Origin of the sequence: Methylobacter sp., assembly GCF_030680395.1 — a bacterium.
Classification (GTDB): Bacteria; Pseudomonadota; Gammaproteobacteria; order Methylococcales; family Methylomonadaceae; genus Methylobacter_A.
This window is the reverse complement of sequence record NZ_JAUXVR010000042.1, coordinates 64,584-81,028: the sequence shown is the minus strand read 5'-3', so window position 1 is coordinate 81,028 and position 16,445 is coordinate 64,584. Positions and strand designations below refer to the sequence as shown.

The 16,445-nt window shown below is 47.5% G+C and carries 14 protein-coding genes and 1 pseudogene; 11 read left to right on the top strand and 4 right to left on the bottom strand.

Going from position 1 to position 16,445, the window contains the following annotated elements:
• Positions 1 to 136: 136 nt before the first annotated feature.
• A pseudogene (locus Q8L79_RS17340) lies at positions 137 to 277 on the top strand (GTP-binding protein); the annotation flags it as partial.
• A gap of 334 nt (positions 278 to 611) precedes the next feature.
• On the opposite strand, the gene Q8L79_RS17335 reads toward Q8L79_RS17340, so the two are convergent.
• From Q8L79_RS17335 to Q8L79_RS17320, 4 genes are all read right to left on the bottom strand, one after another.
• Positions 612 to 1,799, bottom strand: a complete 1,188-nt coding sequence (locus tag Q8L79_RS17335) for a D-alanyl-D-alanine carboxypeptidase family protein (protein WP_305273797.1) — start codon at positions 1,797 to 1,799, stop codon at positions 612 to 614.
• Positions 1,800 to 2,190: 391 nt separating this feature from the next.
• Positions 2,191 to 3,171, bottom strand: coding sequence for an exo-beta-1,3-glucanase (locus tag Q8L79_RS17330; protein WP_305273795.1), 981 nt, complete (start codon positions 3,169 to 3,171; stop codon positions 2,191 to 2,193).
• Between the two features lie 126 nt (positions 3,172 to 3,297).
• Positions 3,298 to 3,942 carry a copper oxidase gene (locus Q8L79_RS17325; protein ID WP_305273793.1) on the bottom strand — a complete coding sequence of 215 codons (645 nt, stop codon included), beginning with the start codon at positions 3,940 to 3,942 and terminating at the stop codon, positions 3,298 to 3,300.
• Between the two features lie 8 nt (positions 3,943 to 3,950).
• Positions 3,951 to 5,615, bottom strand: a complete 1,665-nt coding sequence (locus Q8L79_RS17320; protein WP_305273791.1) for a multicopper oxidase domain-containing protein — start codon at positions 5,613 to 5,615, stop codon at positions 3,951 to 3,953.
• A gap of 360 nt (positions 5,616 to 5,975) precedes the next feature.
• Between Q8L79_RS17320 and Q8L79_RS17315 the strand changes: the two genes are divergently transcribed.
• From Q8L79_RS17315 to serC, 10 genes are all read left to right on the top strand, one after another.
• Entirely contained in the window at positions 5,976 to 6,452 is a 477-nt protein-coding gene (locus tag Q8L79_RS17315) for a hypothetical protein (protein ID WP_370870032.1), read from the top strand.
• A gap of 366 nt (positions 6,453 to 6,818) precedes the next feature.
• Positions 6,819 to 7,139 (top strand): hypothetical protein, encoded by a 321-nt coding sequence (locus tag Q8L79_RS17310; RefSeq protein WP_305273787.1) that lies wholly within the window; start codon positions 6,819 to 6,821, stop codon positions 7,137 to 7,139.
• Between the two features lie 82 nt (positions 7,140 to 7,221).
• On the top strand, positions 7,222 to 7,416 hold the full coding sequence (locus Q8L79_RS17305) for a hypothetical protein (protein ID WP_305273785.1): 195 nt from the start codon (positions 7,222 to 7,224) through the stop codon (positions 7,414 to 7,416).
• A gap of 127 nt (positions 7,417 to 7,543) precedes the next feature.
• Positions 7,544 to 9,745, top strand: a complete 2,202-nt coding sequence (locus Q8L79_RS17300; protein WP_305273783.1) for a pentapeptide repeat-containing protein — start codon at positions 7,544 to 7,546, stop codon at positions 9,743 to 9,745.
• 456 nt (positions 9,746 to 10,201) lie between these two features.
• Positions 10,202 to 10,768: an HdeD family acid-resistance protein gene (locus Q8L79_RS17295; RefSeq protein ID WP_305273781.1), complete on the top strand. Its 567-nt coding sequence runs from the start codon at positions 10,202 to 10,204 to the stop codon at positions 10,766 to 10,768.
• A 20-nt stretch (positions 10,769 to 10,788) separates the two neighbouring features.
• A complete protein-coding gene (locus Q8L79_RS17290; RefSeq protein ID WP_305273778.1) occupies positions 10,789 to 11,148 on the top strand; it encodes a hypothetical protein in 360 nt (119 codons plus the stop codon).
• Positions 11,149 to 11,273: 125 nt separating this feature from the next.
• Entirely contained in the window at positions 11,274 to 11,768 is a 495-nt protein-coding gene (locus Q8L79_RS17285) for a low molecular weight protein-tyrosine-phosphatase (RefSeq protein WP_305273776.1), read from the top strand.
• A 4-nt stretch (positions 11,769 to 11,772) separates the two neighbouring features.
• Positions 11,773 to 12,492 (top strand): dienelactone hydrolase family protein, encoded by a 720-nt coding sequence (locus Q8L79_RS17280; protein WP_305273775.1) that lies wholly within the window; start codon positions 11,773 to 11,775, stop codon positions 12,490 to 12,492.
• A gap of 238 nt (positions 12,493 to 12,730) precedes the next feature.
• Entirely contained in the window at positions 12,731 to 15,364 is a 2,634-nt protein-coding gene (gyrA, locus tag Q8L79_RS17275) for a DNA gyrase subunit A (protein WP_305273773.1), read from the top strand.
• Entirely contained in the window at positions 15,364 to 16,443 is a 1,080-nt protein-coding gene (gene serC / locus Q8L79_RS17270; protein WP_305273771.1) for a 3-phosphoserine/phosphohydroxythreonine transaminase, read from the top strand. The genes gyrA and serC overlap by 1 nt, the downstream gene beginning before the upstream one ends.
• Positions 16,444 to 16,445 lie beyond the last annotated feature (2 nt).

Below are 16,445 nucleotides of genomic sequence, written 5' to 3'. Positions count from 1 at the left end.
ACCCGTCCCAATTTTTGTGCGCAAAAAAAACACTTGGGCTGCACCTTACACGGTATCGCTTTTAATAAAACGGGCAAACTATTTGGCTGAGCAAGAAAATCAACCAACAACGTAAGCACGATCACACAGACTATTTATGACTGAAAAACGCTTACCGGTCACCGTTTTGTCCGGCTTTTTAGGTGCGGGTAAAACCACGCTGCTCAATCACATTCTCGCCAACCGTGAGGGCTTAAAGATAGCCGTGATTGTCAATGACATGAGCGAAATAAACATTAGCCAGCCAGCACAGCCAAGCATTGTCATTATTTGGGGGAGGGGCCGGAAAAATATCGGTCTTCATCTACCTTGCTATGGCAAGATTGCGGTTGGATTGAATATTACCAGCCATGGTTTTTGGATTCGTTTTGCGATCGGACGGGTCCGGCGTAAATCTGTCAGGAACGGGTTTACATTAACCCGAAGGGTGTCAGGCGGGAAGTCGGAGGTAGCGCGTAGCGATACCTCTTGGTATGACGAGTTATTTATACATATTGAGGGCGTTGTATTGCCGGCTTGTGAAATGCGATAAATACATTTAGATGAAGCTGGCCTATTGCGAACGATTTAACTTAATGGAGCGCGACTTTTTGCGTACTCTTTGTTTTGGCCGATGCTTTAGTGTCGGCTTTGGGTTTATGAAAGTTTTTATTTTTAACCTGGAGATTACTGACAGGTTTTACACTGGCCTTGGCCTGTTTGGCGGCTTTTGGCAAAAGCTTGCTTTTGTTAACGGGCTTGATACTGGTCTTGGTCCGGGCAACAGTTTTAGGCCGAGTCGTTTTAGTGCCTCGGGTACTGGTTTTGATTCGGCTGATATGTCTACGCTTAGGCGTATAGTTAACACGATTAGAGGCTGGTATTGAATGCGTAGCGCCTCCATTACCGCAATCAAGTTGATAGGGCGGACTGCCTGCTGCGCTTACAGGCATGGTGGTGATATTTCTGACTGGATCGAAGCTGGTTAGGTTAGCGAAACTGGCATCCATTTTTTGCATCATTAACTGATAGCGTTCTTTGCTGGTCATGCCGCCCATGACTACGCCGATCAGGTGTCTGCCATTCTGATGCGCCGCGCCGATCAGGTTGAAACCGGAGCCGCAGGTGAATCCTGTTTTCATGCCTTCGGCGCCGGGATAATTGGCTGTAAACTTGTTGATACCGCGTAGTTCGGCACCTCTGAAGTTAAAACTGTGTGCAGCAAAGTAATGATAATACTCGGGAAAGTTGCGCTGTGCTTTCCATGCCAGAACAGCCATATCTCTGGATGTGGTGACTTGCCAGTTATTGGGAAGGCCGGTCGCGTTCATGAAATTGGTGTTGTACATGCCCAATGAATGCGCTTTTGCCGTCATATTAACGGCAAAATCCTGTTCCGTGTTACCCAGATGTTCGGCAAGAACAACAGACGCATCATTCGCAGAACGGGTAATAATGGCTAAAACAGCATCTTCGACGGTTAAATGCTCGCCGCGCCTCAAACCCAGTTTGCTATTGGGTTGTTGTGACGCGTGAGTTGATGCGGTTAAGGTGTCGTACAGATGAATTTGACCTGCTTTTAAGGCATCAAATGTCATGTACAGCGTCATCAGTTTTGTGAGCGAGGCAGGATACCATGACTGAGTTGCGTCTACTTCATGCAAAACATTGCCGTTGTCCGCGTCGATAATAATGGCGGCATGACGGCCATAACTGACTTCGGACACTGCAAATAGCCATACGGCATTTAAAATAAGTAGCGTTAGTTTAACTTTAGTCATTTAAAACTGTTCTCAAAAAGATCGATAATCGAAAACGCGCACAGGTTTTATTCCTCTGACCATGATTGTCCGAGCACCAAAAGTAGGCGCTTTCGGTAATTGCTCCTGCATTACTCTACCTCCTGCATCCATGCAGTCGTAGGCGACAAGGTCATGCCACGTATCTCAAGGGTTAATATTTAATGCAATAGGGAATGCAGAGGAACAAAGCGCATCCTATGCACAGCAAGATTCAGAAGATGCAGATTATAAACCGCGATGATTATAATGAATAATCGGATTTTAGTTTTCAGTTAGCAGGGGCGTAGGACGCGCCCAAGCACGAGGCGCATCGTTTGTGATAGATGTTTGATATTAATGCGCTTCAGTAGGTTTTCAGCGCATTTATGCTCTAAAAATTTATGCAGGTATAAGGCGGCTCTCCTTGGCAAATCCCCCAGAAACTGCCGAAGTCGCCTTCTTCGCTGGGCTTCCAGTTTTCTGAAAACGCCTCGAATACTACGCCGGACCAGCCTTTTTCAGCCAATTTTTTGAAGGTTGATTTAACGACCAGAGCTTGGTTTTTCTTGCCGGCAACGCCGCAACGCTGCTGGGTGAACTTATTGGTTTCAATGCCGCCTTCGGGGCCGTTCGGCCAGCCGAATTCTGTCAGAATCACTTCTTTGCCGGGATAAGTGCGGCGAATATCTTCAAGTCTGGCTATATGAAAATCAGCCGCCTTTTTGGCCGGAGTGCAGGGAAGAACATCGGAATGTTTGTTTTCCCACCACGGGAAAACATTGATGCCTATCCAGTCGACTTGCGCGCCGAAATTGGTTTGGTGGCAGGGCGAAACGCGGTTGCACCATTCCCACCAAGTATCTATGGTGGTGATGGGTTGGGATACGCCTGCTTTGCGCAAACTGTCTATGCAGCGGCTGATTTCGCCATCAAAGGCATAATCGTGACGGGTTCTGACTTCGGAACCGCAGCTTAATTTTATGATGGTTTTGGGGAAAGCTTTTGCCACTTCAATGCCGCTGGCTATGGAGCGTGAATTGACGGCTATGTCATCATCCAGCCAGATGATCGCAATGACCTTGATATGCCGTGCCTCGGCGGCGGCGAAGGTGTATTCCAGGCCATTCATAACTCCGTAGGTCATGATGCAACGGAAAGGAGTGTCTTTGATTAATTTGTCCAGTAGCTGGTTAATTAACTCTTTGGACGGATGCGCGCCGTAATCGGGGTTGAGCTTGCCTACATAGGGACTGAAGGCTGCACACTGTAACGCATCTTTCTTGGTGGATTTTGTGGATTGTTCGCGTGCCGATGCGCTGTGGCTCACAACTAACATGATGAAAACTATAATGACTGACAATAACTGTTTCATAAAAGCCTCTAAAGTAAAATCATCTGGGTTAGGTAAGCGTTAGCTTAGTATTTGATAGTATTATGCAAGCCAAAAAACACCCCGAAAACACGAATTCTTCGTGTGCGTTAATTAATCGGCCAATACCTAGAATTTATTTTTTATGACAAAAAACGGGATAACGCAGCCTATCAATACACATAGAATCAAGACCGCCCAAGCTGTTTGCCCCCAATCCACCGGATAAATGTCGGCTTTGACCGGCTTACTGATACCGGGAATACTGGGCAAATCTCCATCACCGCCATCGACTTTTAATTGCGCCTTCATACCTTTTTCCATATGTTGCGCCAATTCGCAATGCACCAGATAGGTTTTTTTCTGGCTGGGCACGATCAGCGAAGCCTTCAATTCGCCTTGGCCGTAAAGTTCGAGGTGAAACATGCCCTGAGGGTATAAATAGCCCGGCAAGCCGTGAATCATTAATTGATGGCGTATTTGGTCATCATTAATAAAGGTGATGTTAATCCGGGAGCAGGGCGCAACATCCCATTCCTGATTGTCGAAGGCAAACATTTTGCCTGGAAATTTCAGTGCGTGTTTCTGACCGGCATGGATGGTGATGTTGACATCGCCTGAAATCTTCGGGCAGTCTTTGGGCAGGTTGTCGCTGTTGGCATTCATGATCATGCCTTTTTCATCCATCATCATGCTGCCGTGATGCATCATTGCCATGGTCTCATCCCCAAGTGCCGCGTGGGAATGCAAGCCCAGCATTATCAAGAGTGTCACTAAACATTTCATAGCTTTTGTTTCCGTTTGTAAATCAGCGCCACAAAAACAAGCAGTCCTATGGCTAATCCGGCCGCCAAGCCAAAAACGATGATGCGAACATAATCAGGCGCAATTAACCCGGCTTCTCCGAGTAACGGCGCAAAATCGCCTTCACCCCACACGGCCTGTTTTTTTGCATAATAATCTTTGTTAAATACCTGATCGAGCAAGGTATCATGCATTTTCGGCATGCCTTGCTCGTCAAGCAACGGCTTATAGGCAAGGATCGCCATGTTGCCGCCCGGCTCCATGCCGTCGGTAGTGGTGCCGGTCGGCACATGGTCATGAAACATCCACAAGCCGGGGCCGTAGCTGTCCAAGCCGTTGTTTTGGGTGCGCAGACGCAAATCAAGCCGTTGCGCCGGAGCGATGTCGAATACGTCCCGCGTGATCTGCAATCCGGCCGGTTGTTCAACGCCGTCATAAGCGGTGATGGTGGCCTTATGACCGTGGATATGCAGCGCTACCAAAGAGCGTTGGGCGTTGGCGACATGCAGTTTTATATCTTCATTGTCATTGGCGACGATCACCGCGTCCCTCAGCGTGTAGGGGAAGGAGTGGCCGTTCAGCATGAAGTAGTTTTCAAACGATTCGGTCATGTTGTATTCGCGGCTCATTCGGTGTGCGATCAGTCTTGGATCATTCGCACCCTGTATGATTTGTGCCAGTTTTTTATCAACGGACTGATAATACAAATCGTATTCCTGACTGTAGGATTTTTGCACCGCTACCGCTGGGTGACGCACTTGACCTGCGCCGATATTAAAGGTTTGCACCCAATTATTCGGCCGGTTTTCTTCGACGATAAACATGCCGTTCAAGCCCATCATATAATGTTGGGCGGTTTGTACGTGGCAATGATAAAACATGGTTCCGGCATGCCGGGGCTGGATTTCATAGGTATGACTTTTGCCGGGGAACACCGGGTGTTCCTCCATACCGTCGTTATCGTCACCGGCAGCGGTTACCCAGGAATGATCCACACCATGAAGATGAATGGTATGCGGTAAATAATGGGTATTTTCCAGCGTGATATAAACCTTGTCGCCCTGCTCAACACGAATCACCGGCGATGGCGCACGCAGTAACGGATTGGCGACTACCGAATTAAAGTTTTTAAGCGCCATGCCGCTGGCTTTGGGCGCGAACACCCAAAGCCCAGGCTGGATGCCGGGGGCAATGTCGAACGTGTTAATCAGGAAATCGCCATCGGGACTTGCGCCGTTAAGCTCCGCAATTTCCAGTTTGATACGAATGATGTCGGGGTCGCCATCGCCATCCAGATCATCAGACAGGGTCAATGCGTCCTGAGCCAGATGCGTCTGCATCAAAGTCTGCATCGACACGTTGTTGGCGCCTTTAACCGCAACCGCAATGTCGTAAGGATTGTCCGGTTCGCACGCCAAGGCCTCATCGATTTTTACGCCGTCAATGACTTGCGCTTGCCGCCATTCGGGATGTTCGTTAGAACAAGGTTTTTCCACAGCCACAGTTTCTCCTGACCGGTTAAAAACCGTCGCAGGCGGGGTAATATCGGCTTTTTGTAGCGAGGTCGGTAAAAAATAAACGGCGACGGTGACTAATGCAAGGATGGCAAAGAGAATTAATAAAAGGAGGGATCTTTTAGACATATAACGACAGAAAATTTCTACAAAGTACAGCTATTGTAAATGGCGGCCAAGTTAAAACCTAGGTGCATTTTTAAAAGCTTTATTATGTGAAAGCCTATGCTACAACAAAACATCCATGCGCTTAATCTTACCCTGGGCGCTTGGTTTTATTTAAATAACACCGCCAGACGGTATACTTGCTATAATTGTGCCAAATTTTAATGTTTAAAGGGGGCTTCTCTTAAGTGATACATAAGATTAAAAAGCGTCAACCTTTTTCAGTCTTTACTTATACAAATCTTTACTTGGTATTAAAGTATGTCTAATTCGAACTCGTACAACCCAGACCTTGATTGGACCCAAGTAAGGGAAACGTCAAAAATGCTCATTTTATCGGCTATTCAAGTTGAAGATATGTTGAATGACGCGGATTTGTCGGTCAATACGCTAACAGAATCGTTTACTTCCATTGTTGAACATATGCAGGCCATTAATACGCATCTGCTCGCCCTTGATTCTTGCAAAGTAAGGGATGAAGCAATAGTTTGCTGCTCGGAAACAACCGACAAAATTCAGTCATCTATTATTGCTTTTCAGTTTTATGATCGGATGCAGCAATGTTTGCAACATGTCACCTCAAATCTGAAGGGCTTATCTGAACTGGTAGAAGATCCAAATCGCCTTTATAACCCGGTTGAATGGAGGCAATTCCAGCATCAAATCCGTTCCCGATACACAATGGAATCTGAAAAACTGATGTTCGACGCTATTGTAGAGGGTAAGTCTGTAGAGGAAGCGCTTGCGATAAAAAATGCGCATCAAGAAGAAGATCAGTCCGATAATATAGAGCTTTTTTAAACGATGTTACTTAAACGATTAGTTATAATTTGCGCGCTGCCGTCTTTTCTCGCCGGTTGCGCTGAGTTTTATGGTTCGCAGCCTCCGGCTCCAGTTTACGGGGGGCAACCGAAGAGTCAAAAACCTTCGCCCAGTTCACAAAAAAAAGCCAGGCCGTCTGGCTCTGTATCTAAAGAAACTGTTAAAACGCAGCCGCTTAAAGACTTCTCGGCAATAAAGTCCGAACCATTGGTTCCTTCAGAGCTGCCATCTTCAGAACCGACACCTACAGAGCCTGCTACATTAGACGCACTGGAACCGTCATCACCACCACCTCCGTCTCCTTCGGAATTAACACCGTTTCAGCCAATAGAAGCTACAGTTCGGTTGTCGCCTGTAGTAGGTGCCCTGGTTTCAGCAGCCAATCAAAACAGTAAAGCCGGTGATCTTGATTCGGCAGCCGCCTCAATTGAACGCGCCATCAGAATTGAACCCAGAAATGCGACTTTGTTTTATAAGTTGGCCTTATTAAGGTTACAACAGTCAAAACCACGTTTGGCAGAAGATTTGGCAAAAAAATCCGCGTTGTTGGCTTCTACGGATAATGCGTTGAAAAAGCACTGTTGGTTATTGATAGCTCACGCCAGAGAAATACAGCAGGATTTTGCAGGGGCAAAAGAAGCGCGGGCAAAGGCTGATAGTTTTTAATAGTTTTTCACACAAAAAGAAATTATTCACAATAGACTCACGCCCTCGGCCCTCGGTCGAAGCCAATTTATCAGCAAGAACAATGGCCGATCATCTCAAAGTAGAGGCTATCACACCCACATTGCACCACTGCATTTTTGGAACTCCGCTAGCGTTAATCTATCCTAAAGCAACACCATTAAGTTCAAAAAATATTCAACAAATGGTTTTGAGTCACACATCAGACGGTCGGTTTAACTTTGCGCTTTGGCATGGAATGCGCGAACGGCTGGAGTAAATGAGGATTTTGATTGATAGCAGGTTTGTGGGCTGCACAAATGATAGCTGCGTTGAGTTCATATGAACTGCCTCATTTGATTTATACTTCACAAAATTAAGCATCCTCAATAACTATCTCAATCGCCATGTCTGATTCGGTACCGACAATCAACGACGAACTCTCATCGCATATCGAGAAGCTTCTGGAAGCAGCCAACTCAGCATCTCAGACAGTGGCGGCGCTACATGTCGCATTTATGGCGTTTGTCACCTATCTTGGCGTCATTGTCTGGGGCACAACGCACGATGATCTGCTGCGCATCAGTCCGGTCAAACTGCCGATTCTGGATGTGGAATTGCCGCTCACCACTTTTTACTGCTTCGTGCCGTGGATGGTAGTCCTGTTGCATTTCAACCTGCTCATGCAATTGGAGTTGCTGTCTTGCAAGCTTTGGAATCTGGATCGCGACCTTCCTAATGCGCCAACCGGGCAACAAGTACGCGACCGCTTGTTCATCTTTCCCTTCACACATCTTATAGCAGGGCGTTCTGAAGTCTGGCTGATCCGCTGGCTGTTATCCTTGGTGGTTGGCATTACTGTCATCGCCCTGCCTTTATTAATGTTGCTGGCAGCACAAATCCGCTTTCTACCGTTTCATGATGAATTCATCACTTGGTCGCAACGCTTCGCGGTTTGGATTGATGCAATTATGCTGATTACCTTGTGGCCGTTGATCGCCTCACCCCAGGACCGAGCACGGGAATGGTGGCGAAACTTTGGCGTTCGCTTGCTTGGTTATTGGCCGGCTTGGCTGCGGTATTTGAGCACTCTTGGATGGAACCGGTTAACGCGATTAATCCAGCGTCGTTGGCCGAACCTGCCCGCGCGTGAAATTGCCCACCAACCTGTGTTGCGATCTGGAGTTGAACCTAAGGGTATGATGTTCTTATTAATATCTGTTCCGGTGATTGTTTTTATCAGTATTATTGCAGTCATACCTGGCAGTATTACCGTACAAACTTATTACGCCCCGGATAAAGATAAATCTCAACAGGACATGCCTGAAGATGCTCCCAGCTACTTCGAAGATTGGTTGATCCGCAGGGTACCTGAAGCATGGCTGAGTGTTGCTGTCCATAAATATGATATTGTTTCCTGCACCTCGCTAGCAGCGGCTGAAAAGTCGGAAGCATCTATTCTTAAGGTAATGCTAGGCCCCTGCTCCTGGTTCAATTTGGGCTTATTTCCGCGTAACCTAAGTCTCAGAGAAGCCAGACTGGTACCCAAAGGTGTGTCTTTATCACTATTGATCCGGGCAATAGATCCTGATAAACAAGTACGTGATGCAGCCTTCAAAGAATTCGATGGGCTTAATTTGCAAAACCGCGATTTGCGCTTTGCCAATTTTTTTGGAGCCGTGTTACCTAAAGCCGATCTTCGCCACGTCCAGTTGCAGGGCGCGATTCTGTTAAAAGCGAAGCTGCAAGGCGTAGTCGGTTGGGATAAAACACAATTGCAGGGAGCAATTTTGGGTGGGACTCAATTACAGGGGGCGGGGCTAATCGAGGCTGATCTGCAAGGCGCAGATTTGCGCGGGGCGAATCTGCAGGGGGCTGCCCTGGGTTGGACAAAATTGCAGAGTGCGGATCTACGCGGAGCGGATTTGCAAGGTGCAAACCTGAACGGGGCGAAGCTTCAGGGCGCGGACCTTCGCGGAGCAAAATTGCAGGGAGCGAACTTGCGCGAGACGAATTTTCAGGGGGCGAATTTGGTCTATGCGAAACTGCAAGGCTCGGACTTGACCTTGGCCGGGCTACAGGGTGCAGAACTCCGTAATGCGGAATTGCTGGGTGTTAATTGGTCACAAGCCAATCTCGATGGCATATTTATTGCTGAAAACTTGATATCGGATTGGAACGAGCAGCAACAGCGCAAGCTGGAATCAACACTTAAACCGATACTGGATAGTGAAAAATTCAGCGCATTTCAGACGCGTATGAGCTCTGCCAATACGGCATTACCGTCGGGAAAACCGGTTAGCCAAACAGGCTGCTACAGCGATAATCCAACCTTACTTCAATGCGAATACCGCAATCTGTTGCAACTGGATGTTTACCGTACTGACGTGCTACATCCGAAACTGGTCGAATTGGCTTGTTCGGATGCAGCAATTGCCGCAGGCATTGCAAAACGCGGTTCCAATAAATCCACGAACAATGATCCCGATTTTGGCCTGGCAGCAGCCTTACTTAAAGCACTGGATACTCCAAACCCTTGCGCAGGCTTGTCCGCACTGTTCGAACAAACTCGACAAAAATTACGGGAAACAGCAGAACAACAGCAATAAGCCAAGCTGTACTGCCGAATGTTTCTTATGAGACGTTAGTTGCCGTAGCTGTACCGTAATTATAATGGACGGTTAACAAGATATTCCAGGTTTTTGAAGCTGGTTTTTCCGGTAAAAAGCACCCGAGCCATCGATTTAAGCAGCTGTTGCATGGATCTCGCCGCTCCACGGCGAGATCCATGAGTCGAGTTGAAGTTTTGACGAACACATGCTCAACTCGACAGCTGATTTTGAGTTGGCGGAAAAACAAAGTAGCCGGGATTTAGGTTGAAAGTTGACCAAAAAATATAGTTATTATTTCAAATCAGTATTGATGCATGATACTGTCATTAGGTTGCTGGTCGATAAACCGGCGCTCCGGATTATGGTTTTGACTTATTGCTCATCGTTAAGGTTTTAAAGAAGGTCTACAGATTAGGCTGCCGGTATCTTTTTAAATATGACAGGAAAAAAACTATGAACAAAATAGACGACATCAACATTGAAATACAGCATATGCAAAACTATTTACAAACGCATTGGCGGCTGTTTCTAGCGGAAGGTATTTTCTTCATTTTCCTTGGGCTTTGCGCCATAGTGATACCACAGTTTTTTACGGTGGCGACGGTCATATTCCTGGGCTGGATTTTGCTGTTTGGCGGGATAATTCATATTAGCCGGGCCTTTATGTTTTCCAGTATGCCGGGCTTTGGCTGGTGGTTATTCATGGGCATTTTGCAGATTATCATTGGCTACCTGTTTATCATCAAGCCGGTTGCCGGTGCCGTGACACTGACGATGCTGTTGACGGTGTTTTTTGCTCTGGAGGGCATCGCCAAAATTTCCCTGGCATTGATGATGCGCCCTTTGGCTAATTGGGGGTTGATTATGTTCAGCGGCGTTACTGCTTTGGTTTTTGCGCTTATTATCTGGATTAGTTGGGCTGACTCGGCGCAGTGGCTGTTAGGTTTGTTTTTGGGTATTAACATGATTTTTCTGGGTTGGTCACTGGTTAAAATAAGCCTGCACCATAAACCGAATTAAGCTTTTTAAGGTGGTTGCTTATGCAGCAAAAACACAATAAAAAACTGATCGTAAAAGTGCTGATAACCGGCGCAGTCATCGCCATTCTGAGCTATTTGTTTCATCCCGGCATCAGGCAACTCAGTGTTATGCTCAACGGCGAACTTGTCGCAGAGCCGCTGGTTCGCTTTGCCGCCGGTCCCACATTTTTGTTGATCATGATTATCACCGGCATACTGATGGTGCTGCTGTTTTTAGGCGTCGGTGTGTTTATGTTTATGTTCGCCATGTTTGCTGCATTGATGGGGATTTTTATCATGGCGCCTTATTTCTGGCCTGTGCTAATCATTATTTTATTGATGATAACGCTGATGACGGTGGGGAATAGCAATAAAGATTAACTACCGCTTAAGTCGGGGCACCCAAGGGCAATAATGCTCACGTCATTACGATACGCTAACTGATTTTTTAGATTCGGGCGGTTACAATATGCGCCATTACGGTTAACTCATCGGTCTTATTCAATATGAAAAAAATAAAGGTTCTTTTCGTCTGTCTGGGCAATATTTGTCGATCACCCACGGCTGAAGGCGTTTTTACTAAACTGGTCAGGGATCATAATTTGGAAGCGCATTTTATTATCGATTCAGCCGGTACCCATGCGCATCATGTCGGCAATGAGCCCGACTTGCGTTCACAAGCGGCAGCTCTTGAGCGGGGCATTGATTTGTCCGCTTTGCGAGCCAGAAAAGTCATTAACGGAGATTTTGAGGATTTCGATTTTTTGCTGGCAATGGATGATGAAAATTATTCAATACTGATTAATGCTTGTCCCGAGCAATATAAAGCCAAAATCAAATATTTTCTCGATTACGCGCCACACTTAAACGAACGTCAGGTGCCCGATCCTTACTATGGCGGTGCATACGGTTTTGAGAGAGTGCTGGATATGATAGAAGAGGCCTCTGCCGGTTTTTTAAAAGCCTTGCGGGAATCGGGCAACATTAAACAAAAAGGATAATGTCATGGCAATTATATCGAATACCGTAATTTATCTGGATGGCGACGTAGTGTTGGAAGCTTTTTTTGCATTTGATGATGCTCTTTCAGGTCGCAGACCTACCGTTTTAATTAACCATACATGGGCCGGAAGGGATGATTTTGTTGCCGAGAAAGCTAAAAAACTCGCCGCTTTGGGCTATGTCGGTTTTGCGGTTGATATGTATGGCAAAGGTGTTTTAGGCTCGGGTCCGGAAGAAAACATGAAGCTCATGCAGCCTTTTATGGCTGACCGGGCAATGCTGCAAAAACGCATGAAAGCGGCTTTGTCCGCTGTGAAATTGATGCCCTGGGTTGACGATAGCAAAATCGCAGCGATTGGATTTTGTTTTGGCGGCTTGTGTTCGCTTGATCTGGCCAGGACTGGCGTTGACATTAAAGGCGTAGTCAGTTTTCATGGACTGCTGAATGCGCCGGATAATACTCAGGGTAACGCCATCAAGGCAAAAATCCTGGCTTTGCGTGGTCGGGATGATCCGCTGGTTCCGATTGAGCAAGTGCTTGCCTTTGAGCAGGAAATGACCGAAGCGGGCGCGGATTGGCAGTTGCATACTTACGGTCATACCATGCATGGATTCACCAATCCGCTCGCCAATAATCCGGCATTCGGTACTGTCTACCAGCCCGCTGCAGACCGACGTTCATGGGTAGCGATGCAAAACTTTTTGACGGAAATATTCGCCTGACAATAAGTGCCTGAAGAATAGAAACTTAATGTCGACAAATGTGGATTGCATTCCCCAATAAGTTGCCTTGATATAAAACACTATCAGCTTCGACACAATTGAGACAATTTGCTATAATCTGACGCTTATTTCGTGTCATGTAGTTACACTTAAACGAAAAAAATCAGGAAAAGTGTGTTCATACTTAGTCACGAAACCATGCCGGCATGTATTAACGGCACACTGTATATAGGGATCAATGTCAAACTTCGCTAAAGAAATAATACCTGTTAATCTCGAAGACGAGATGAAACAGTCCTATCTCGATTACGCCATGAGCGTTATCGTCGGTCGAGCCCTTCCAGATGTCAGAGACGGCCTTAAGCCGGTACATCGCCGTGTGCTATATGCGATGAGCGAGTTAGGCAATGACTGGAACAAACCTTATAAAAAATCAGCGCGTGTAGTCGGTGACGTGATCGGTAAATACCACCCTCATGGCGACACGGCGGTTTACGACACCATGGTGCGAATGGCGCAGAATTTCTCCATGCGCTATATGCTGATCGACGGGCAGGGCAATTTCGGTTCGGTTGACGGCGACTCGCCTGCGGCGATGCGTTATACCGAAGTGCGCATGTCGAAGATTGCCCATGAATTGCTGGCCGATCTGGACAAGGAAACCGTCGATTTTGCGCCCAACTATGACGAATCGGAGTCCGAGCCTAAGGTATTGCCGACCCGCGTACCGACTTTATTGATTAACGGTTCATCCGGTATTGCAGTGGGTATGGCGACCAATATTCCGCCGCATAATTTAACTGAAGTGATCAGCGCCTGTCTGGCGATGATCGATCAGCCCGATCTTACTGTGCATGATTTGATGGCTCATATCCCAGGGCCCGATTTTCCTACGGCGGCCATTATTAACGGTGCTTCCGGTATTTACAATGCCTATACCACCGGCCGCGGCAAAATCTATCTACGCGCACGATGCCATTTTGAAGACATCGGCGACAGCAGTCGTCAGGCGATTATTACCACTGAATTACCCTATCAGGTCAACAAGGCCAGACTGCTGGAGAAGATTGCCGAACTGGTTAAAGAAGGCAAACTTGAAGGCATTTCCGGTCTGCGCGACGAATCGGACAAGGATGGCATGCGCATGGTCATTGAGCTGCGTCGCGGCGAAATGCCCGAGGTGGTGTTAAATAATCTGTACAAGCAGACGCAATTCCAGACCGTGTTCGGCATCAATATGGTTGCCCTGCTGGATGGCCGTCCGCATTGCATGAATCTTCGCGAGATTATCAGTGCCTTTATTAATCACAGACGGGAAATCGTCACCCGCAGAACGATTTATAATCTGCGCAGGGCCAGGGAAAGAGCGCATATTTTAGAAGGACTTGCGGTTGCTTTAGCCAATATCGACGAGATGATTGCGCTGATTAAAGCGGCTGCCAATCCGGCCGAGGCTAAAGTCGGATTGTTGGAAAAAAACTGGGATGCAGGACTGGTTTCTGCACTGCTGGAACGTGCCGATGCGGATCGTTCCCGGCCGGAAGATTTGCCGGTGGCTTTCGGTATTCATGCAGGGATTTATCGCCTGTCTGAAACCCAGGCTCAGGCTATTCTCGATTTGCGTCTACATCGCTTGACCGGTCTGGAGCAGGATAAAATAGTTAATGAATACAAGCAGCTGCTGGAACAGATTGACGAGTACCTGTTTATTTTGGGTAGCGATGTCCGCCTGATGGAAATCATCAGGGAAGAGCTGGTCGCTATCAAAGAGCAGTATTCCGACGAACGGCGCACGGAAATTTTACAAAATCATTCGGATTTGTCCGATGAAGATTTGATTACCGAAGAAGATATGGTGGTGACCATGTCGCACGAAGGCTATGTCAAGTCTCAGCCTTTGAGCGACTACAAGGCGCAACGGCGCGGCGGTCGCGGCAAATCGGCGACAGCCACTAAAGAGCTGGATTATGTCGATAAGCTGATTGTAGCCAATACTCACGATACTATTTTATGTTTCTCCTCGCGGGGCAAGGTTTACTGGCTTAAGGTCTATCAATTGCCGGTTGCGAGTCGTGCGGCCAGAGGCAAGCCTTTCGTCAATCTACTGCCGCTGGAGCAAGGCGAAAAAATCAATGCGATATTGCCGATACGCGAATTCACCGACACTAAATTCATTTTTATGGCGACATCGGCGGGGACCGTTAAAAAGACTCCGCTTAAAGAATTCGAGCGTCAGCGCGCTAACGGTAAAATCGCCATCGATTTAAGGGAAGACGATACGCTGGTGGGCGTTGCCGTGACCGACGGCCAGCAAAACGTGCTGTTATTTAGCAGCACCGGCAAGGCGGTCTGTTTTAATGAAGCGGATGTGCGCTCCATGGGCAGAACGGCGTCCGGTGTGCGCGGAATTCGTTTGCAGGAAGGGCAAAAAGTCATTTCCCTGATTATCTCGACCGAAGGTACGGTGCTGAATATTACCGAGAACGGCTACGGCAAGCGCACCAAACTGGAAGAGTTTACCTGCCATAAACGCGGCGGCCAGGGTCTGATTGCGATACAAACATCCGCGCGCAACGGCGCTGTGGTTGGCGCCGTGCTGGTCAACGACAATGACGAAATCATGCTGATTACCGATGGCGGCACCTTGGTGCGGACACCAGTTGACGGCATTTCTGTGGTTGGGCGGAATACCCAGGGCGTGACCATTATCAAGCTGGGTAAAAATGAAAAAGTGATCGGCGTTGACCGTATCGAAGGCTTGGCAGGGGTGGACGATGCCGATGAAGATGTTCTTTTGGAAGGTGTCGAATCAGAACAGGGTGCATCGGAAGAAATAACAAATGACGATATTGAATCAGGAGAAGAATCGTAATGTCCAGAGTTTATAATTTTAGCGCAGGCCCGTCTGCATTTCCTGAATCGGTATTGCAGCAAGCACAACAAGAAATGCTGGAATGGCGCGATAGCGGCATGTCGGTCATGGAAATGAGCCATCGCGGCAAGCATTTCTCACTTATTGCCGAAGAACTGGAAAGCGACCTGAGAGCGTTGCTGGCTGTTCCTGAAAACTATAAAGTTTTGTTCCTGCAAGGCGGCGCATCGGCGCAGTTTTCGCTGATACCTCAGAACATCCTGAACGGCAAAGCCAAAGCCTGTTACCTGAATACAGGTGCTTGGTCGGAAAAATCCATCAAGGATGCAGGGGCTTATTGCGATGTGGTGGTCAGCGCCAGTTCGGAGAATACAAAATTCACCACGATTCCGGAGGCTTCAAGCTGGGCAATCGACAGTGAAGCCGCTTATCTGCACTATACCTCGAATGAAACCATTCACGGTGTGGAGTTTCAGTCTTGTCCCGACAGCAAGGGCTTGCCGCTGGTATCGGATATGTCATCGAATATTTTATCCCGCAAGATTGACGTCAGTCAGTACGGCTTGATTTATGCTGGAACGCAGAAAAACATGGGTCCTGCGGGCGTTACCGTAGTGGTCGTCAGGGACGATTTAGTCGGTCATGCGCCTAAAACAGTGCCTTCTGTTTTTAACTATGCCGAGCAGGCAAAAAACCAATCCATGCTGAACACACCAGCAACCTATAACTGGTATTTAGTCGGACTGGTGCTTAAATGGTTAAAAGAGCAGGGCGGTGTCGAGGCTATTGAGCAACGCAATATCGCTAAAGCGGCGAAACTGTATCAGGCCATCGACCAGTCGGCTTTGTATTCCAATCCTGTAGAAATTGCGTCCCGTTCACGTATGAACGTGCCGTTTATTCTGGCCGACGAAAATTTGGATAAACCCTTTTTGGCGGCAGCGGAAGCCAATGGCCTGTTTGAGTTGAAAGGTCATCGTTCAGTGGGCGGTATGCGGGCGAGTATTTATAATGCGATGCCGGAAGCCGGTGTGCAGGCCTTGATCGATTTTATGGCTGAATTTGAACGTAACCACTAATC